The organism is Cellulomonas sp. S1-8, from assembly GCF_026184235.1.
In the GTDB taxonomy this organism is placed as follows: Bacteria; Actinomycetota; Actinomycetes; order Actinomycetales; family Cellulomonadaceae; genus Cellulomonas.
Genome location: NZ_CP110806.1, coordinates 541,129 through 560,014, shown reverse-complemented (window position 1 = coordinate 560,014; position 18,886 = coordinate 541,129). Strand labels below are relative to the sequence as shown.

Annotated in this window: 17 protein-coding genes; 7 read left to right on the top strand and 10 right to left on the bottom strand. The window is 71.2% G+C overall.

Going from position 1 to position 18,886, the window contains the following annotated elements; translation table 11 throughout:
• Positions 1-3: 3 nt before the first annotated feature.
• Together OKX07_RS02625 and OKX07_RS02620 are read right to left on the bottom strand one after the other, a co-directional pair.
• Entirely contained in the window at positions 4-909 is a 906-nt protein-coding gene (locus tag OKX07_RS02625; RefSeq protein ID WP_265630315.1) for an alpha/beta fold hydrolase, read from the bottom strand.
• Positions 906-1,616: a TetR/AcrR family transcriptional regulator gene (locus OKX07_RS02620; protein WP_265630314.1), complete on the bottom strand. Its 711-nt coding sequence runs from the start codon at positions 1,614-1,616 to the stop codon at positions 906-908. The genes OKX07_RS02625 and OKX07_RS02620 overlap by 4 nt, the downstream gene beginning before the upstream one ends.
• Positions 1,617-1,953: 337 nt before the next feature.
• Here OKX07_RS02620 and OKX07_RS02615 point away from each other — a divergent pair, with 337 nt between their 5' ends.
• The 4 genes from OKX07_RS02615 to OKX07_RS02600 all read left to right on the top strand — a co-directional run bounded on the left by OKX07_RS02615 (position 1,954) and on the right by OKX07_RS02600 (position 6,517).
• On the top strand, positions 1,954-3,681 hold the full coding sequence (locus OKX07_RS02615) for a glycoside hydrolase family 27 protein (protein ID WP_265630313.1): 1,728 nt from the start codon (positions 1,954-1,956) through the stop codon (positions 3,679-3,681).
• Positions 3,678-5,543, top strand: a complete 1,866-nt coding sequence (locus tag OKX07_RS02610; RefSeq protein WP_265630312.1) for a family 43 glycosylhydrolase — start codon at positions 3,678-3,680, stop codon at positions 5,541-5,543. The genes OKX07_RS02615 and OKX07_RS02610 overlap by 4 nt, the downstream gene beginning before the upstream one ends.
• Before the next feature lie 154 nt (positions 5,544-5,697).
• Complete coding sequence (locus tag OKX07_RS02605) at positions 5,698-6,069, top strand: cupin domain-containing protein (RefSeq protein WP_265630311.1); 372 nt, start codon at positions 5,698-5,700, stop codon at positions 6,067-6,069.
• A 121-nt stretch (positions 6,070-6,190) separates the two neighbouring features.
• Complete coding sequence (locus OKX07_RS02600) at positions 6,191-6,517, top strand: carboxymuconolactone decarboxylase family protein (protein ID WP_265630310.1); 327 nt, start codon at positions 6,191-6,193, stop codon at positions 6,515-6,517.
• An 89-nt stretch (positions 6,518-6,606) separates the two neighbouring features.
• Here OKX07_RS02600 and nrdF read toward each other — a convergent pair whose 3' ends face one another.
• From nrdF to nrdH, 4 genes are all read right to left on the bottom strand, one after another.
• Positions 6,607-7,587, bottom strand: coding sequence for a class 1b ribonucleoside-diphosphate reductase subunit beta (gene nrdF / locus OKX07_RS02595; protein ID WP_265631782.1), 981 nt, complete (start codon positions 7,585-7,587; stop codon positions 6,607-6,609).
• A gap of 52 nt (positions 7,588-7,639) precedes the next feature.
• Positions 7,640-9,787 (bottom strand): class 1b ribonucleoside-diphosphate reductase subunit alpha, encoded by a 2,148-nt coding sequence (gene nrdE, locus OKX07_RS02590; protein ID WP_265630309.1) that lies wholly within the window; start codon positions 9,785-9,787, stop codon positions 7,640-7,642.
• A complete protein-coding gene (gene nrdI, locus OKX07_RS02585; protein WP_265630308.1) occupies positions 9,757-10,173 on the bottom strand; it encodes a class Ib ribonucleoside-diphosphate reductase assembly flavoprotein NrdI in 417 nt (138 codons plus the stop codon). Before nrdI ends, nrdE begins: the two co-directional genes overlap by 31 nt.
• A gap of 112 nt (positions 10,174-10,285) precedes the next feature.
• A complete protein-coding gene (gene nrdH / locus OKX07_RS02580; protein ID WP_265630307.1) occupies positions 10,286-10,531 on the bottom strand; it encodes a glutaredoxin-like protein NrdH in 246 nt (81 codons plus the stop codon).
• A 547-nt stretch (positions 10,532-11,078) separates the two neighbouring features.
• On the opposite strand from nrdH, the gene OKX07_RS02575 reads away from it, so the two are divergent.
• Together OKX07_RS02575 and OKX07_RS02570 are read left to right on the top strand one after the other, a co-directional pair.
• A complete protein-coding gene (locus OKX07_RS02575; RefSeq protein WP_265630306.1) occupies positions 11,079-11,765 on the top strand; it encodes a helix-turn-helix transcriptional regulator in 687 nt (228 codons plus the stop codon).
• 67 nt (positions 11,766-11,832) lie between these two features.
• Positions 11,833-14,151, top strand: coding sequence for a trypsin-like serine peptidase (locus OKX07_RS02570; RefSeq protein ID WP_265630305.1), 2,319 nt, complete (start codon positions 11,833-11,835; stop codon positions 14,149-14,151).
• Positions 14,152-14,217: 66 nt separating this feature from the next.
• Here OKX07_RS02570 and OKX07_RS02565 read toward each other — a convergent pair whose 3' ends face one another.
• Both OKX07_RS02565 and OKX07_RS02560 read right to left on the bottom strand, forming a co-directional pair.
• Positions 14,218-14,448: a chemotaxis protein CheW gene (locus OKX07_RS02565; RefSeq protein ID WP_265630304.1), complete on the bottom strand. Its 231-nt coding sequence runs from the start codon at positions 14,446-14,448 to the stop codon at positions 14,218-14,220.
• 151 nt (positions 14,449-14,599) lie between these two features.
• Entirely contained in the window at positions 14,600-16,453 is a 1,854-nt protein-coding gene (locus OKX07_RS02560) for an AAA family ATPase (RefSeq protein WP_265630303.1), read from the bottom strand.
• Between the two features lie 319 nt (positions 16,454-16,772).
• Between OKX07_RS02560 and OKX07_RS02555 the strand changes: the two genes are divergently transcribed.
• Entirely contained in the window at positions 16,773-17,180 is a 408-nt protein-coding gene (locus OKX07_RS02555; protein WP_265630302.1) for a hypothetical protein, read from the top strand.
• 135 nt (positions 17,181-17,315) lie between these two features.
• On the opposite strand, the gene OKX07_RS02550 is transcribed toward OKX07_RS02555, so the two are convergent.
• Entirely contained in the window at positions 17,316-17,741 is a 426-nt protein-coding gene (locus tag OKX07_RS02550; protein ID WP_265630301.1) for a heat shock protein transcriptional repressor HspR, read from the bottom strand.
• Positions 17,742-17,772: 31 nt separating this feature from the next.
• Positions 17,773-18,771: a DnaJ C-terminal domain-containing protein gene (locus OKX07_RS02545; protein WP_265630300.1), complete on the bottom strand. Its 999-nt coding sequence runs from the start codon at positions 18,769-18,771 to the stop codon at positions 17,773-17,775.
• Positions 18,772-18,886: the final 115 nt, after the last annotated feature.

Sequence of the window (18,886 nt, the reverse complement as noted above, 5' to 3'; positions counted from 1 at the left end):
CGCTCAGGCGTCGGCGCGCGCGGCGAGGTCGCGCACGAACCGGACGATCTCCTCCGGCTTCTCCTCGGCCATGAAGTGGCCCGCCGCGATCGGCTCGTACGTCAGGTCGTTCGCCCACGCGCTCCACAGGGCGCGCGCGTCGAAGCCCAGCACGGCGCCCCAGTCCTGGGAGACGACGCCCACCGGCATGGCCAGACCCCGGCCCGCGTCGCGGTCCGCCTGGTCCAGCTCGAGGTCGACGCCCGCGGTCGCGCGGTAGTCCGCGACGATCGAGTCGACCGACGCCACCGAGCTGTCGACGTAGTGCCGGCGCACCTGCGGGTCGAACGTCGAGCCGTCGGGGTCCCACGCGTCGAGGAACGACGCGAAGAACTCCGGGGCGACGGCCGCGATCATCCGCTCCGGCAGGCCCGGGGGCTGCGCCATGAGGTACAGGTGCCACGCGACCTTGGCGTGGACGCCCTGAAGCACGCCCCACGTGTCGAGCGTCGGCAGGACGTCGAGGACGCCCAGGTACCGCACGACGTCGGGGTGGTCCAGGCCGGCGCGGACGCCGACCAGCGCGCCGCGGTCGTGGCCCACGAGGCCGAACCGGTCGTGACCGAGCCGGCGGGCCACCTCCACGACGTCGCGGGCCATCGTGCGCTTGGCGTAGGTCTCGGGCGTCGTCTCGGCGGGCTTGGCGCTGCGCCCGTAGCCGCGCAGGTCGGGGACGATCACGGTGTGCCCGTCGGTCAGCGCGCGGGCGACGTGGCGCCACATGTAGTGCGTCTGCGGGAACCCGTGCAGCAGCACCACCGCCGGGCCGTCGCCCGCGACCGCGACGTGGATCTCGACGTCGCCGTCCCCGGGCAGCCGGTGGTACTCGAAGCCGTCGATGGTGAGCGCGGTGGTGAGCGCGGTGGTCATGGGGTCTCCTCGGTGGGGGCGGTCGTGGGGGCGGCGCCGGGCGGCGGCGCGGGGTGGCCGGAGAAGATCCCCGGGGGGAGCCCTCGGTCGGTGCCCCCGGTGCTGCGCAGGGCGGGCAGCAGGACGGCGTCGACGAGGGAGGCGAGGTAGTGGTCGTCGGCCGGCAGGCCGTTCAGCCGACGCAGCAGCAGCACCGAGCCGGCGACCTCCTCGTACGGGAAGGGGTCGACGTCGGCGGGGAGCTCGCCGCGGCGCACGGCCGCGGCCACGACGCTCGCCGGCAGCCGGGCACCGGTGGGGCCCGTGGACCGCTCGATCTCGTCGCACAGGTCGGGGTCCTCGAGTCCCGCCTGGAGCAGGAGCATCGCGGTGCGGCCGTCGGCCGAGCGCATGGTCAGGTCCAGGCGGCGGCAGAGCGCCAGCAGGTCGCCCCGCAGGCTGCCGGTGTCGATCGCGTCGGGCCCGGAGCGGGCGGCGGGGCCGGCCTTGAGGGCGGCCATCACCATGTCGCGCCGGGTGCGCCACCGTCGGTAGAGCGTCGCCTTCGAGGCGCCGGCGCGGCGGGCGACCTCCTCGAAGGTCACGCCGTCGTAGCCGACCTCGGCGAGCAGGTCGGTGACCGTCGCGAGGATCTCGCGCTCGCGGCGGTCGTCGCGGGGGCGGCCGCGCGGGGGGTGCGGCGCGGCAGGCGAATTGGGATACGACACGTTCCGTACCGTAACACCGTCTGCGGGACGCGCGCGCCCCCGTCCTGACCTCGGCGCCTCCGTCCCGACCGCGGCGCCCCCGTCCGCGCGCCACGGTCCCGGTCGGGCCCATCCGTGGGCGTCGAAGCGTTTCACCCCTCGACCTGCGGACCGCTGTGCGTGAGCCTCGGAGGGCAGTTGTGAACGTTCACGGCACGGTGGCCCCACGCACCCCCGCACCGACCCCGGTCGACGACGCCCGGGAGCCGGTGCACCCGTCCGTGACGCCCCGACGGACACCGCCGTCCGCCGGGTCGGTCCGGCCCGCCTGCGGGCCACGTCCGCCGAGGAGACATCCGTGTCCCGCACCCGTCCCCGCTCCAGGTTCCGCACGCTCGCGCTCGTGCTCGCCCTGCTCGTCACGCCGGCGGTCGGCCTCGCGGCCCCGTCGGCGCCCGCCGCGGCCGCACCCGCCCCGACCGTCGACGAGCCGGCGCCCCTGCCACCGCTCGGCTGGAACAGCTGGAACACCTTCTACTGCAACATCAACGAGCAGATGATCCGCCAGTCGGCCGACGCGATGGTGAGCTCCGGCATGGCCGCGGCGGGCTACCAGTACGTCGTCGTCGACGACTGCTGGATGCAGGACACCCGGGACGGCTCCGGCAACCTGCGGGCGAACACGTCGCGCTTCCCGTCGGGCATGAAGGCCCTGGGCGACTACATCCACTCCAAGGGCCTGAAGTTCGGGATCTACCACGCGCCGCGGGAGAAGACCTGCGACCAGTACTTCGGCAACCGGCCCGGCACGTCGTCCAACGGCTACGAGACGCGCGACGCCCAGCTGTTCGCGTCGTGGGGCGTCGACTACGTCAAGCACGACTGGTGCGACCCGCGCGGCAACGTGCAGGAGCAGGCGGCGCTCTTCAAGAAGTTCGGGGACGCGCTCAAGGCCACCGGCCGACCGATCGTCTACTCGATCAACCCGAACAGCGCGCACGACAACACCGCACCCACCTACTCCGGCTGGGGCGGGTTCGCGGACATGTGGCGGACGTCGGAGGACCTGAAGGACGCCTGGTCCACGGGCTGCCCGCAGTCCGACCAGTGGTGCTTCGTCGGCATCACCGAGGCGCTCGACATCATCGAGCCCATGCGCGAGTGGACCAAGCCGGGGCAGTACAACGACCCGGACATGCTGATGGTCGGCGTGCGCAACACCCTGACCACCACCGAGAACCGCGCCCACATGAGCATGTGGGCGATGCTCTCGGCGCCCCTCATCGCGGGCAACGACATGCGGAACATGAGCGCCGACGTGCGCGCGATCCTCACCAACCGCGACGTCCTGGCCATCGACCAGGACCCGCTCGTCCGCCAGGCCGACCGCGTGCGGGACGACGGCGACGCCGAGGTGTGGGTCAAGCCCCTGGCCGACGGGTCCGCCGCCGTCGCGCTGCTCAACCGCGGCAACGGTGCACGCACCATCTCCACGTCCCTCGCCGAGGCCGGCCTGCCGACGCGGACGTCGACGTACCGCGACCTGTGGACCGGCGCGTCGGGCCAGACGGGCGACCGGATCTCCGCGAACGTGCCCGCGCACGGCGTCGCGCTGTACCGCGTCACCAGCGGGACGGGACCGGAGCCGACGGCGACGCCCACCCCCACCCCGACGCCGACCCCCACGCCGACCGCCCAGCCCGGCACGACCACGACGCTCGTCAGCGCGTCCTCCGGCCGGTGCCTCGACGCGCCCAACGGAGCGACGTCCAACGGCACCAAGCCCGTGATCTGGGACTGCCACGGCGGGACCAACCAGCGCTGGGAGGCCACGACCGCGCGGCAGCTCCGCGTGCTCGGGCGCTGCCTCGACGCGGCCCCCGGGGCCGCGGCCGGCTCCGCCGTGCAGCTGTGGGACTGCCACGGCGGCACCAACCAGCAGTGGTCGTTCGAGTCGAACGGCACGATCCGGGGCGTCGCGTCGGGGCTGTGCCTCGACGTGGACCGCAACCTCACGGCGAACAACACCGCCGTGCTGCTCTGGCACTGCTCCGGGTCGGCCAACCAGCGGTGGACCCGGCGATGAGACGCGGCACCGCACGACGCGGGCTGGTCACCGTGCTCGCGGCGGGGGCGCTGCTCGTCCCCGCCGCGGTCGCGGCACCCGCCCAGGCGGACAACCCGATCGTCCAGACGATCTACACGGCCGACCCCGCGCCGCTCGTCCACGACGGGCGCCTGTACGTCTACACGGGCCACGACGAGGACGCCTCGACGTACTTCACCATGCGCGACTGGCGGGTGTTCTCCACCACCGACATGGCCAACTGGACCGACCACGGCTCCCCGATGGGCCTGGGGACGTTCGCCTGGGCCGAGGCCGACGCGTGGGCCGGGCACGTCGTCGAGCGGGACGGGAAGTTCTTCTGGTACGTGCCCGTCAAGCAGCGCGGCGGCGGCATGGTCATCGGTGTCGGCGTCTCGGAGAGCCCGACCGGGCCGTTCCGCGACGCGATCGGACGGCCGCTGGTCGGCAACAGCGAGATCGACCCGCACGTCATGATCGACGACGACGGGCAGGCGTACCTCTACTGGGGCAACCCGAACCTCTGGTACGTCAAGCTCAACCGGGACATGATCTCGTACACCGGCAGCCCCACCCGGATCCCGCTGACGGCGGCCGGGTTCGGCGCCCGCAGCGGCAACGCGCAACGGCCCACCCTCTACGAGGAGGGCCCGTGGGTCTACAAGCGCAACGGGACGTACTACAACGTGTTCCCCGCGGAGTGCTGCAGCGAGTTCATCGGCTACTCCACGTCGCCCGGCCCGACGGGCCCGTGGACGTACCGCGGCACCGTCATGCCCCGGCAGGGCGGCAGCTTCACCAACCACGCCGGTGTCATCGACTACCGGGGGAAGTCCTACTTCTTCTACCACAACGGCGCGTTGCCGGGCGGGGGCGGGTTCACACGGTCGGTGGCGGTCGAGGAGTTCGCCTACCGGTCGGACGGGTCGATCCCGACGCTGACCATGACCACGGCCGGGCCACCACAGATCGCGACGCTCGACCCGTACGTCACGCAGCAGGCCGAGACCATCGCCTGGGCCAACGGCGTCGAGACCGAGCGCGCGACCGACGGCGGGCTCAACCTCGCGTTCATCAGCAACGGCGACTGGGTGCGGGTCAAGGGCGTCGCGTTCGGCGACGGCGCGACGACGTTCACCGCACGCGTGGCGTCGGCGACCAGCGGCGGACGCATCGAGGTGCGCCTCGACAGCGCCACCGGCCCGCTCGCGGGCTCCTGCATCGTGCCGGCGACGGGCGGCTGGCAGACGTGGGTCTCGACGACCTGCCCGGTCGGCGGCGCAACCGGTACCCGGGACGTGGTCCTGCGGTTCACGGGCGGCAGCGGCGAGCTGTTCAACGTGACGAGCTGGCAGTTCGGGCGCGGCGGGGGTCCGACTCCCACGCCGACGCCGACACCCACCCCGACGCCGACGCCGACGCCGACGCCCACCGTTCCTCCCGGTACGGACGTGCGGGTCGTCAACCGCGCGAGCGGCAAGGTGATGGACGTGCAGAGCCCCAACCGCGACGACCTCGCCGTGGTGGGCCAGTGGGCGAGCAACGGCCAGGCGTGGCAGCGCTGGCAGGTCGTCGACGCGGGCGGCGGGTACGTCCGGCTGCGCAGCGTGAACAGCGGCAAGTGCCTCGACGTGAACGGTGCGTCGACCGCGGACGGCGCCCGGCTCATCCAGTACACGTGCCACACCAACACCAACCAGCAGTTCTCGTGGCGGTCGACGGGTGACGGCTACGAGCAGCTGGTGAGCCGGCACAGTGGCCGGTGCGTGGGCGTCGTCGGCGGGTCCACGGCGGACGGCGCAGCCTTGGAGCAGCGGACGTGCACATCAGCGGCCACGTTCCAGTGGAGCCGGACCTCCTGACGGCCCTTCTCCCTCGACGAACCACGGATTCGGCGGCTCATGACCTGTCAGAGACCGCCGAATCCGTGGTTCGTCGCCGTCGGGGCCCGGCGGCGGTGTCGGGGGCGAGTCGTACGGTGGGCGTCGACCGACCCGACGCAGAGAGGTGGTCCGCGTGACCGTCGAGAGCGACCCCGTCGTCCCCGGCGTGATCCCCGCCGAGTCGCTCCGCATGCCCGGCGGCCGGACCCTGCGGTTCGAGGGCCGGCATCACGGGTCCGGCGTCAGCTTCTTCCTCGTCACCAACGACCCCGGGCAGGGGCCAGGTCTGCACCGTCACCCGTACACCGAGACGTGGTCCGTCCTGGACGGCGAGGCGACGATCCGGATGGGCGAGGACGAGGTCGTCGCCCGGGTCGGGGACACCACCGTCGTGCCGCCCGACACCTGGCACGCCTTCACCAACACGGGCACCGGCGACCTGCGGATGATCTGCATCCACGCGTCGCCGGTGATGATCCAGGAGGACGCCTGCGACGCGGGGTGACGCTGACCTGACCAGCGCTCTGCGTCAGCGGACCTCCCCCTCCGCGGGACCTTCGTCCAGGCCCGTCCCTGCCGGTACGTCCTAGGTTCGGGTCGGCTCGACTGCACGGAGGGAGCACACGATGAGCGTGTCCGAGGCGTTCGAGGCGTTCGCCCACGAGACGCCGACCCAGTTCGCGACGTGGTTGCGGGCGGTCGGCGACCTCGGCGACGCCAGCGCGCTCGACGAGCGCACCCAGGAGATCGCCTACCTGGCGGTGCTCGCGGCGACCGGCCTGCACAGCGGCCTGGACTTCCACGCTCGCCGGGCGCTCGAGCTGGGGGCGGCCCGCGACGAGGTGCTGTCGGCGGTGCTCGTCGGGCTGCCCGCGGCAGGCAACCGCGTGACGTCGGCGCTGCCGTACGTGGTGGCCGCCTGCGCGGACCCGGCTCCCCCGGCCGGACCGTAGCGAGGCCTCGCCCTCTCCCCCGGCAGAAAGTGTGAAGCGTTGCTGCCGGATTCCGGCAACAACGCTTCACACTTTGCTGTCGCGAGGACTCAGAAGTCCCAGTCGTCGTCCTCGGTGTTGACGGCCTTGCCGATGACGTACGACGAGCCCGACCCGGAGAAGAAGTCGTGGTTCTCGTCGGCGTTGGGGCTCAGCGCGGCGAGGATCGCCGGGTTGACGTCCGTCTCGTCGCGCGGGAACAGCGCCTCGTAGCCGAGGTTCATCAGGGCCTTGTTGGCGTTGTAGCGCAGGAACTTCTTGACGTCCTCGGTGAGGCCGAGCTCGTCGTAGAGGTCCTGCGTGTACTCGACCTCGTTGTCGTACAGCTCGAAGAGCAGGTTGAACGTGTACTCCTTGAGCTCGGCACGCTCGGCCGGCGAGACCCGCTCCAGACCCTTCTGGAACTTGTAGCCGATGTAGTACCCGTGCACGGCCTCGTCGCGGATGATGAGGCGGATCAGGTCGGCCGTGTTGGTGAGCTTGGCGCGCGACGCCCAGTACATGGGCGCGTAGAAGCCCGAGTAGAACAGGAACGACTCGAGCATCGTCGAGGCGACCTTGCGCTTCAGCGGGTCGTCGCCCCGGTAGTAGTTCAGGACGATCTCGGCCTTGCGCTGCAGCTTGGGGTTCTCCTCCGACCAGCGGAACGCCTCGTCGATCTCCTTGGTGGAGATGAGCGTCGAGAAGATCGAGGAGTACGACTTGGCGTGCACCGACTCCATGAACGCGATGTTCGTGTAGACGGCCTCCTCGTGCGGCGTCAGTGCGTCGGGGATGAGGCTGACCGCGCCGACGGTGCCCTGGATCGTGTCCAGCAGCGTCAGGCCCGTGAAGACGCGCGTCGTCATCGTCTTCTCGGCCTCGGTGAGCGTCGCCCAGGACTGGATGTCGTTGGAGACCGGCACCTTCTCCGGCAGCCAGAAGTTGCCGACGAGCCGGTCCCAGACCTCGACGTCCTTCTCGTCCTGCACCCGGTTCCAGTTGATCGCCGACACGCGGTCGACCAGCTTGATCTTGCCTGTGGGGCTCATCATCGTGGTAATTCCTCAGGATTCTTTGCGAGAGCAGTGGGTGCGACTTGCACTACAGCATGCAGGAAACGCAACCCTCCACTTCCGTCCCTTCCAGCGCCATCTGCCGGAGGCGGATGTAGTAAATGGTCTTGATGCCCTTCTTCCACGCGTAGATCTGCGCCCGGTTGAGGTCGCGCGTGGTGGCGGTGTCCTTGAAGAAGAGCGTGAGCGACAGGCCCTGGTCGACGTGCTGCGTCGCCTCGGCGTACGTGTCGATGACCTTCTCGAACCCGATCTCGTACGCGTCGGCGTAGTACTCGAGGTTGTCGTTGGTCATGAAGGGCGCCGGGTAGTAGACGCGCCCGATCTTGCCCTCCTTGCGGATCTCGATCTTCGACGCGATCGGGTGGATCGAGCTCGTCGAGTGGTTGATGTAGGAGATCGAGCCTGTCGGCGGCACGGCCTGCAGGTTCTGGTTGTAGATGCCGTGCTCGGCCACCGACGCGGCCAGCTCACGCCAGTCGTCCTGCGTGGGGATGCGCACGCCGGCCTCGTCGAAGAGCGCCTGGACGCGCGCCGTACGCGGCGTCCACTCCTTCTCGACGTACTTGGTGAAGTACGCGCCGGTCGCGTAGGTCGAGCGGGCGAACCCCTCGAACGCCGTCCCGCGCTCCCGCGCGAGCAGGTTCGACGCACGGATCGCGTGGTAGGCGACCGTGTAGAAGTAGATGTTCGTGAAGTCCAGGCCCTCGTCGGAGCCGTAGTGGATCCGCTCGCGCGCCAGGTAGCCGTGCAGGTTCATCTGCCCGAGGCCGATGGCGTGCCCGCCGGCGTTGGCCTTCTTGATCGACGGCACCGACTCGATGTTCGTCTGGTCCGAGACGGCCGTCAGGGCGCGGATCGCGGTCTCGACGGTCCGGCCCAGGTCCGGGGAGTCCATCGACAGCGCGATGTTCATCGAGCCCAGGTTGCAGGAGATGTCGCGGCCGACCTCGGCGTACGACAGGTCCTCGTTGTACGTCGAGGGCGTGGAGACCTGCAGGATCTCCGAGCACAGGTTCGAGTGCGTGATCTTGCCCTCGATGGGGTTGGCCCGGTTCACCGTGTCCTCGAACATGACGTACGGGTAGCCCGACTCGAACTGGATCTCCGCGAGCGTCTGGAAGAAGTCGCGCGCGTTGATCTTCGTCTTGCGGATCCGTCCGTCGTCGACCATCTCGTAGTACTTCTCGGTGACGTCCACGTCGGCGAACGGCACGCCGTACACGCGCTCGACGTCGTACGGCGAGAAGAGGTACATCGGCTCGTTCTTCTTCGCCAGGTCGAACGTGATGTCCGGGATGACGACACCCAGCGACAGGGTCTTGATGCGGACCTTCTCGTCCGCGTTCTCGCGCTTGGTGTCGAGGAAGCGGAAGATGTCCGGGTGGTGCGCGTGCAGGTACACCGCGCCGGCGCCCTGGCGGGCACCGAGCTGGTTGGCGTAGCTGAACGAGTCCTCGAGCAGCTTCATCACGGGGATGACGCCCGACGACTGGTTCTCGATGTGCTTGATGGGCGCACCGTGCTCGCGGATGTTCGACAGCAGCAGGGCCACGCCGCCGCCGCGCTTGGAGAGCTGCAGCGCGGAGTTGATGCCGCGCGCGATGGACTCCATGTTGTCCTCGATGCGCAGCAGGAAGCAGGAGACCGGCTCACCGCGCTGCGCCTTGCCCAGGTTGAGGAACGTCGGCGTCGCGGGCTGGAACCGCCCGGACACGATCTCGTCGACGAGGCTCATCGCGAAGTCCTGGTCGCCCTCGGCCAGGGACAGCGCCACCATGCACACGCGGTCCTCGAAGCGCTCGAGGTACCGCTTGCCGTCGAAGGTCTTCAGCGTGTACGACGTGTAGTACTTGAACGCGCCGAGGAACGTCTGGAAGCGGAACTTCTTCGAGTACGCGTACTGGAAGAGCGACTTGATGAACCCGCGGTCGTACTGCGCGAGCACGGCAGGGTCGTAGTACTTGTTCTCGACCAGGTAGTCGAGCTTCTCGTCCAGGTCGTGGAAGAAGACCGTGTTCTGGTTGACGTGCTGCAGGAAGTACTCGCGCGCTGCCTGCCGGTCGGCGTCGAACTGGATCTTCCCGTCCGCGTCGTACAGGTTGAGCATCGCGTTGAGGCTGTGGTAGTCCAGCCCCGTCAGGTCTACGCGGGTATCTGCGACTGTCGCTGCCAAAATCTTCCCAATCCCTCGCGGACGCTGGACACGTCCTCTGTGGTTCCCATGAGCTCGAAGGCGTACAGGTGCGGCACGTGGCACTTGGCGGCCACGATGTCGCCGGCGATGCAGTACGCCTCACCGAAGTTCGTGTTGCCGGCCGCGATGACGCCGCGGATCAGCGCACGGTTGTCCTCGTCGTTGAGGAACTTCACGACCTGCCGTGGTACCGCACCCCGCTCGTTGCCGCCGCCGTAGGTGGGCAGCACGAGCACGTACGGCTCGCTGACGTGGAGGAACTCGTCCGTCGGGAGCAGCGGGATGCGCTGCGCCCGCAGGCCGAGCTTCTGCACGAAGCGGTGGGTGTTGCCCGACGCGGACGAGAAGTAGACGAGGTTGCCCATCGTCGCCTCCCGTCCTTGTCTCCTGTTCTCGATTGCCCACCGGGCCGACGCGGCGTGCGCCTGCGTCGGCCCGGGGCGTGCGGGGCGACGGACCGCTGGGGTCCGTCGGGTGTCAGGCGACCTGGGTCGCCAGCTTGTCCGCGAGCGTCTTGATGCGGTCGGGACGGTACCCCGACCAGTTCTCGCCGCCGGCGACGACGACGGGCGCCTGGAGGTGGCCGAGCGACATCACGTAGTCACGCGCGTCGGCGTCCTGCGAGATGTCGACGACCGTGTAGTCGTGGCCGAGCTTGTCGAGCGCGCGGTACGTGGCCGTGCACTGGACGCAGGCCGGCTTGCTGTACACCGTGATGGTCATGTCTGCTCCCCCGAGCTCATGGTCTGTGTGTTCTCGATCGCGGCGCCGTCACCCGGGGGCCGGGGTCCCGCACCGCCCTCGTCGACCCGCCGGACGACCCCTGAGAGGCGCTTCCGACCTGCTGACGAAGGCCCGCGTGACACCCGTGTAGTTCGGGGCGAGCCGTCTGGAGAGACACTACACCTGGGGTCTGACATCGCAAGTCACTACTAGGTGTTGTGTTACAGCCGTGTCGTTCTTCACCCTGTGCGCTGCCGGACACACCGCCTGTGGACACCGGGGACGCCTCTGACGTGCGACGACGCCCGGCCGCCACCCGACACGCCGCAGCCACGCACACCCGTGTGCACAGGGGACCGCGTGTCGTCCCCATGGCCGTCCACAGGTGCTTCGCGCGTGATGTCCGCTATGTCACGCAGGAGCGACCGGCGCGTCGCCCGACGACACCCCGGGCGCGCGTGCCAGTCCCCGGACTTCACCCGCGCCGACCCCCGCCACCACCGGGCAGTCCGTTGCACCACGCGCGGGGCTGTGCCAGACATCGTCCATGAGGGACGGCGGCGGGGACGTCACCGTCGTCGCGCCCCCAGGCAGCGCGCTGGGGGCCGCGCTGGGGAGCGCGCTCGGCGCACGCGAGTGGCGCGTGCTCGATGTCCGGTCCCTGCGACCCGAGCGCGCGCTCCTGCACCCTCGCGCCGTCCTGCTGCTGGAGGACGACGAGGGCGTACCCGTCGTCGACGTCGAGCCGGGGGCGGGGCTGCTCACGTGCGTGTGCCTCGGGTCGGCCAGGTCGGCACGCGAGCTGCAGGGCATGCACCGTCGGGGCGCCGTCGTGCTCGACCAGTCCGCTCCCCTGCTGGCGCTCCTGCGGATCCTCGAGCACCACCTGCGCGAGACCCGCGGCCCCGGCCCCCCGGACGACGCCGTGGTCGGCGAGCTGGGCCGACGCCACGACGAGCACGTCGCGCTGACCCGGCTGACCGCCACCGAGGAGGCCGTCCTGGCGCTGCTCGCGGCAGGCGTCGGCGCTGCCCAGATCGGAGCCCGCCGGCACCTGTCCCTCAACACCGTGCGGACCCACATCCGCTCGATCCTCACCAAGCTCGGGGTGCGCTCCCAGCTCGAGGCGGTCGCGGTGGCGCGCCGCTCCGGGAGCGCCCGGTGGCTCGTCGAGCCGCGGGTCACATTCACCAATTCTGGTGAGGCCCCCGCGCCGCCGCACGGAGGACGGTGAAGGCGACCGCACGTCGACGGTCGCCGCACCGGGGCGGACCTCCCGGACGCACCACCGGGGGGACACCATGAGGCAGACATCCAGCGAGACGCTCACCACGTTGCTCGACACCACGGTCGTCGGGCAGCCGTGGCAGTCGAACCTGACCCTGGGCGCCGGTGTCGACGCCGTCACCGGTCAGCTGCGCGCGAGCGCGGTCAAGCCGTTCACGGTGTCGTCGAAGACCGTCGTGCAGCCCGAGTACCAGTACTCGTTCGTACAGTCCGAGAGCGACGTGCAGAGCCTGGTCAGCGCGTCCCTCAAGGCGTCGTACAACCTCGAGGGCGTCACGCTGTCGGCCAGCACGTCGTTCCTCGAGGAGCTGTCCGTCTCCGACCTGTCGGTCACGCTCGTCGCAGAGGTCTCCGTCCAGCAGAGCCAGTACTCGCTCGCGCCGTCCTACGAGCTGGCCGTGACTCCCGGGCCGGACTTCCGGGAGAAGTACGGCGACTACTTCGTCGCCGGGTACCGCGGCGGGTCGTCGATGTACGTCGTCTACCAGTGCCGGTTCACCAGCAGCGAGCAGCGCACCAAGTTCGCGGCGTCCCTCGGCGCGGAGATGCCGCAGGTGTTCAGCGTCGACGGCAGCACGAGCTTCGAGAAGATCGCCAAGGAGCACAGCGCGAACATCAACATCCGCATCCGTGCGCAGGGCGTGAGCTCTGCGATCCCCGACCCGCCCGTGAGCGGGTGGACCGCCGACTCCATCGTCTCGGTGCTCGTGCCCTGGTTCAACTCCTCGATGGCGATGGAGCCGCTGGAGAGCTACCTGCAGGCGTACCGCCTGATCGACCCCTCGCTGTCGGGGGAGGTCCCGGTGTCACCGGACGTCTTCGCGCAGCTCGGCTACCTGTACAACCGGTTCTGGGTCGCGCGCGCGTACGTCAAGACGTGCCCCGACTTCGGTCGGCGGCCCGTCGAGGACGAGTTCGCGAAGCTCCAGAAGACCGTCGAGGCCAACCAGGCGTCGCTCCCGACGGACGTGGCGAAGATCGAGCAGCTCACGGCCGACACCCAACGCCTGCTCGCCGGGGTGTCCGAGGTCCAGAACCGCCAGTCGTTCTACATGCAGGCGGTCGCCGCGGCCGGGATCGAGCCGGCCAAGGACCACAACTTCGACGCCGACAACGGGCAGGTGCGCTGGGGGTACGGGTTCCAGCGGGGGGACCGACCGGGCGTCTCCGTGACCGCGGACACCGACTCGGTCGAGGCCGACTGGAAGATCGGGTGGCGCGAGCACGTGTTCTCGTACCGCAACTCCTCGCGCGTCCTCGTCGGGTGGGACGTGGTCTGCAACCGGTCGAGCAACGGCGGCGACTGGCACAAGGTCAGCGACACGATCATCGGCCGTAACGGCGGTGACGTGTACGTCAAGAGCGACTACGACCGCGGGTACAGCTGGACGATCACCTGGTACTCGGTCGACGCGAGCCTGTACCCCGTCGGCCCGTGGACGAAGGCCGCGGTGCACGGCCTGGCCACGGACGACGGGGCGCCGACGGCGTTCCCGGGCGCCGAGGTGGAGCCCGACGCGGCGTACTGGACCCCCGAGCGCATGCGTGCCGCGCAGCCCGTCGCGGCGCCGTTCGAGACGACCGGACCCGTCCTGCCCGACGTCGAGCGGTCGGTCACCGGCATCTCGACCGGCACCTTCAGCACGACGCCGGCCTCCGAGGGGGTCACCGACGGTCCGACGACTGGAAGGGTGCCGCACCCGCAGGAGTACCCGCAGCGGACGGTCGGCAAGCTGTTCTTCGTCCAGGGCGGCCGGAACCTGGTCGCCTCCGCGTTCGTCGTGCACACGAGCGGGCTCATGACGGCGGCGCACTGCCTGGTGATGAACGGCCAGCAGTCGTCGAAGATCACGTTCGTCCCCGCGTACGACGACGGGCACGCGCCGTTCGGCACGTGGGAGGTCGTCGGGAGCGTGTGGACGCACGCGTGGGAGCAGCACCACTCGCCGGCCTGGGACGTCGGCTTCTGCGCGGTGGGCCCTGACGCGAAGGGCCGCACGATCGGTGATGCCGTCGGCTGGGCGTCGGTGGGGTCGGGCCAGCTCGCCTCCGCGTGGAACGGCCTCGGCTACCCCGCGGTCAAGACCCAGCACTTCCCGTTCGACGGGGAGCACGAGTGGCAGTCGCAGGGCGCACGCCTGCAGGTGGCGGAGCCGTCGACCGTCGCGAAGTGGGGCGACCTGTCGGGCGGCGCCAGCGGGGGGCCGTGGTTCATCACGGGCACGCCCATCGCGAACGGCCTGAACAGCTGGAACGAGCCGGACTACCGCACCAACGTCAGCCCGGAGTTCGCCGCGTGGGTCGGTGAGTTCTACCACCACGTGTTCGGCTGATCTCCACCGTCAGGCGGCTCCGTGCCGGGTGCGCCTCGTCGCGCGCCCGGCACGGTGTCGTGGGCGTCAGATCGACGCGAGCGCGCGGCCGACGGCCGCGAGGACGACGAGACCGCCGACGGTCCAGGCGAGCATCGAGCCCAGGACGTAGCCGACGAAGCGCAGGCGCTGGCGGGCCGAGCCCTCGAAGTACGGGGCGGGGGCCCAGCGCACGGTCTCGGCGAGGTGACGCAGCCGGGTGCGGACGGGGAGACGGACGGGAAGGACGGCAGACGTCGGGGGACGGTGCCAGGTCACGGCGGACACGATGAACACGCTCCTTGTAGGTGCGACGGACAGGCGGAGCCGGGGTCACCGGCTCCGCCATCGTCTCACGATACGGACGCCTCGCCGACGGGACCTAGGGCCCCTGGCCGTGAGACCGGTCACCCGATAGCGCGACCTGCGGTCAGGCCACCCGCAGGTGCTCCGCCGGCGACACGGGCCGCACGCCGTCGGGCCGCGACGCGACCGCCTTCTCCAGCACCGACGTGATCTCCTCGCCCACCAGCTCGTGCCTCTCGAGCAGCGCGTCCCGCAGCGCCTCGACCAGGTCCCGGTTGCCCGCGAGGAGGCGTCGGACAGTCGCCCGGGCGCTGTCCAGGACGTCCTCGAGCTGCGCGCGCGCCCGCGTGTCCGCGATGACCGCGGACACCAGGTCGCGGTCCGTCGCCGCGAACGACACCAGCGACCCCGTCATGCCCGCCGCGCCGACCATCTGCGCGGCCGTCCGCGTCGCCGCCGCCAGGTCCGACGCGGGACCGGTGGTCGTCTGACCGAAGAACAGCTCCTCCGCGACCCAGCCGCCCATCGAGATCTGCACCAGCGCCCGCAGGTCGTACTGCGTGTGCGTGTAGACCTCCTCGCAGTCGCCGTGCGCGAGCAGCCCGAGCGCGGACCCGCGCTTCACGATCGTCAGGACCTCGAGGGTCCGGTTGGGCGCGACCAGCCAGGCCGTCACCGCGTGCCCGGCCTCGTGCGTCGCGATGAGCGTGCGCTCCCCCGTCGTGTACGTCACCGGGTGCCCCAGGCCGACGAGCTCGGTGATGCGCGCCTGCTCCACGTCGATGAACGACATCGCGTCGTCACCGCGTCGCAGCGCGTTGACCAGCGCCTCGTCCAGCAGGTGCTCGACCATCACGGGCGTCCACCCGCTCGTCGCGGCGGCGACCCGGTCCCGGATGGCCGGCTCGTCGAGCTCGGCGTGGTGGGAGCGCTTGGCCAGGAAGTGGTCGACGAGGGCACGACGCCCGTGCGCGTCCGGCGGGTTGAACGTCAGGCGGCGGTCGAAGCGCCCCGGGCGCAGCAGCGCGGGGTCGAGGTGGTCCGCCCGGTTGGTCGCGGCGATCAGCAGGATCGGGGCGCGCGTGGGGCGCCGCTGCATGATCTGCCGGTGCGCGGGCAGGAAGAGGTTCACGGCCGCGACCAGGCGGTTGTAGATCCTGTCCGCGCCGACGGGCTCGTCGAACGACTGCATCTGCACCAGCAGCTCGTTGACGACGCCGCCCGTGCCTTCGGAGACCATCGCGTCGCGCACGACGCCCGTGCCCTGGCCGGCGAGCATGGAGGCCGGCGACGGCAGCCCGACGAACGCGGCCCGCTGGCCGAACCCGAGCACCCCGCCGCGGCGCAGCGCGATCGCGTCGATCTCCTCGATGAAGCCGATCGCACCGCCCTCCTTGCGGGCCGCCGTGCGCAGCGCCTTGAAGTACGTGCGGATCTTGCGGGCCGTCGCGCCGTAGTACATCGACTGGAAGCTCGTCGCCGAGACGAACAGGAACGGCACACCCGCCTCCGCAGCCATCGCCTTGGCGGTCAGCGTCTTGCCGGTCCCCGGGGGGCCCTCGAACAGGATGCCGCGCCGCGGCGTGCCACCCATCTGGGCCGCGAACCGGCGGTGCGTCTGGAACAGGTCGATGGAGCGGCGCACGTCGTCGACGATCGGGTCGATGCCGACGACGTCGTCGAGCGTCACGTCGACCTGCTCGGGGCGGAACGTGACGTGCGGCGACCGGCCGGCGCCCACCTGCGTGCCCAGGAGCAGCCCGATCAGCGCGATGAAGAACACGACCGGAGCGACGACCAGCGGGTCCACCTCCGGCAGCACGACCAGCGGGTTGCCGGTCACCGCCGCCCAGATCACGTACGCCTCGATCGCGAGCACGACGAGGCACAGGCGGACCACGCGACGGCGCCGGACGCGCTCCCGGTCGACGGCGACGTCGTGGGGGGCGAGCGGTGAGCGGGCGGGGGCGTCGGTCACGGGCTGACCCTTCGTCTGGCGTCGTCCGCGCGGGGGCGCGGCCGCCGCTTCCGCGGTGGTCTGGCCATCGTCGTCCGGATTGTCCGATTCAGGAACTCCAGGCGCCCCAAGTCACCCGTCCGGCCCATGCCTGCCGCCCCTGTGCACCCACCCGGCCGCCCCTCCGCCGAGCGCGGCAGACGATCGTCGAGGGCGGTACGAACGAGTACCGCGCTCGACCGTTGGGTGCCGCGCTCGGCGGCGGGCAGGCGCGAGGGCGGGAGCCGGGCGCGAAGGGGCGGCGGGGTAGGTTGCCCGCGAGCGACGGGAGGGGTGCTGCGTGGGTGTGGAGGACGAGCCGGTCGGCGGGCGGCCCGCCGTGATCGAGGTGCGGGTGCTGCCGTGGCGCCCGCGCGGACGCGTGATGAACCACGGCATCGACCTGTCGCCGCTGTCGGACATGGCGGACGACCTGATCGGCGGGGTCGTCGCCCTCGTCGTCGGGATCCTGTCGGTGCTCCTGCTGCTCGTGGTGCTCGTCGGGGTCGTCGTCGTGGTGCTGGAGCTGTGGCTCGTCGGGGTGGTCGCGCTGCTGCTGGTCCTCGCGCGCTTCGCCGGGGTCCTGCCCTGGGTCGTCGACACGGGCCGCGGCACGTACGAGCGCTACCGCTGGCTCCCGAACGCGGCCCGTCGCGTCCGCACCCTGAACGGCACCCGCCACGCCCAGCTCCGCTGGCACTGGTCCTGAGGGCGCACGCGCGTCACTGCGAGTGCGGCACACGACCATCGAGCGCGGGACATACGAGTACCGCGCTCGAAGGTTGAGTGCAGCGCTCGGCGACGTCGTGCGGCGCGTGGGGTGGCGCGGCGGGCCGCGGGGTGGTCAGTCGCGGGGGGTCGGGCCGCGGGTGAGCTGGCGGGGGGCCCAGCGCAGCGGGGGCTGCGGGGTCGGTTCCGCCAGGGGGTGGAGGCGGTCGGCGACGACGTTGCCCGTGGGGTCCGCGCGGAACACGCGACGGCCCGGGTCGACGAGCGTGCGCAGGAACTCGACCTGCCGACGCATCGCCCGGACCTCCTCCTCGAGCTCGAGGATCCGCTTGATGCCGGCGAGGTTCACTCCGTCGTCGTGCGAGAGCCGCTGCACCTCGCGCAGCACGTGGATGTCGCGCATCGAGTAGCGCCGGCCGCGGCCGCGCGTGCGGGCGGGGCGGACCAGGCCGAGGCGGTCGTACTGCCGCAGCGTCTGCGGGTGCATGCCCGCGAGCTGGGCGGCGACCGAGATCACGTAGACCTTCGTGTCCTCGTCCATCGGCCCTCCCGTCGTCGGCGGCTCGCGCAGGTCAGCGTCGTGCCTGCGCCATGAGCTCGGCCCGCACGTCCTCGCCGGACGTCGCGATGCCGAACGCCTGCACGGCCTCCCGCGCGGCGGGCGACAGCTTCTGCGGCACGACGACCTGCACCGTCACCAGCAGGTCGCCGGCGCCCGTGGTCGTCGCGACACCCCGGCCCTTGACGCGCAGGGTGCGGCCCGACGGTGTGCCCGCGGGCACCTTGACGCGCACGGTGGAGCCGTCGAGCGTCGGGACGTCGATCGTCGCACCGAGCGCTGCCTCGTCGAACGCGATGGGGACGCTCACGCGCAGGTTCGGGCCGTCGAGCGTGAACACCGGGTGCGGCTCGACCTGGACGGTGATGACGAGGTCGCCGTCGGGGGCGCCGGGCTCACCGGGGCGGCCCTTGCCGCGCAGCCGGATCTTCTGCCCGTCGCGCACCCCCGCGGGGATGCGGGCGTTGACGGTGCGCCCCTCGACGGACAGCGAGATCGTCGAGCCCTCGACCGCGGTGCGGAACGGCAGCGTCGTCGTCGCCGACAGGTCGGCGCCGGGCTGCGGGCCGCGCGCGCCACCGAACCCGGCACCGCCACCGCCGAACAGCCCGCCGAGGATGTCCTCGAAGCCCGCGCCGCCGGCGCCGCCCGTGGAGTAACGGACGCGCCCGCCGGGGCCGTTGGCACCGGCGCCGGCGCCGAACATGCCGCCGAACACGTCCTCGAAGCCCGCCGAGCCGCTGCCGCCGCGGCCACCGGCGGTGAAGCGCGCGCCGCCCGCCATCGCCCGCAGCTGGTCGTACTGCTGGCGCTGCTCGGCGTCCGACAGGACCGCGTACGCCTCGCCGATGTCCTTGAACCGCGCCTCGGCGCTGGCGTCACCCGGGTTCTGGTCCGGGTGCAGCTGCCGCGCAAGCTTGCGGTACGCCTTCTTGATGGTCGGGGCGTCGGCGTCCTTGGTGACGCCGAGCACGGCGTAGAAGTCCTTCTCGAGCCAGTCCTGTCCGGTCACGGCGCCTCCCTCCGGAGGTGGTCGATGTGCTGCATGGTCGTCGTGGTGCTCCCAGCGGTCCCGGTGCCGCGGGGGCGGCGACCGGTCGTCCGGCCGCCGCCCCGCGCGTGCGTGG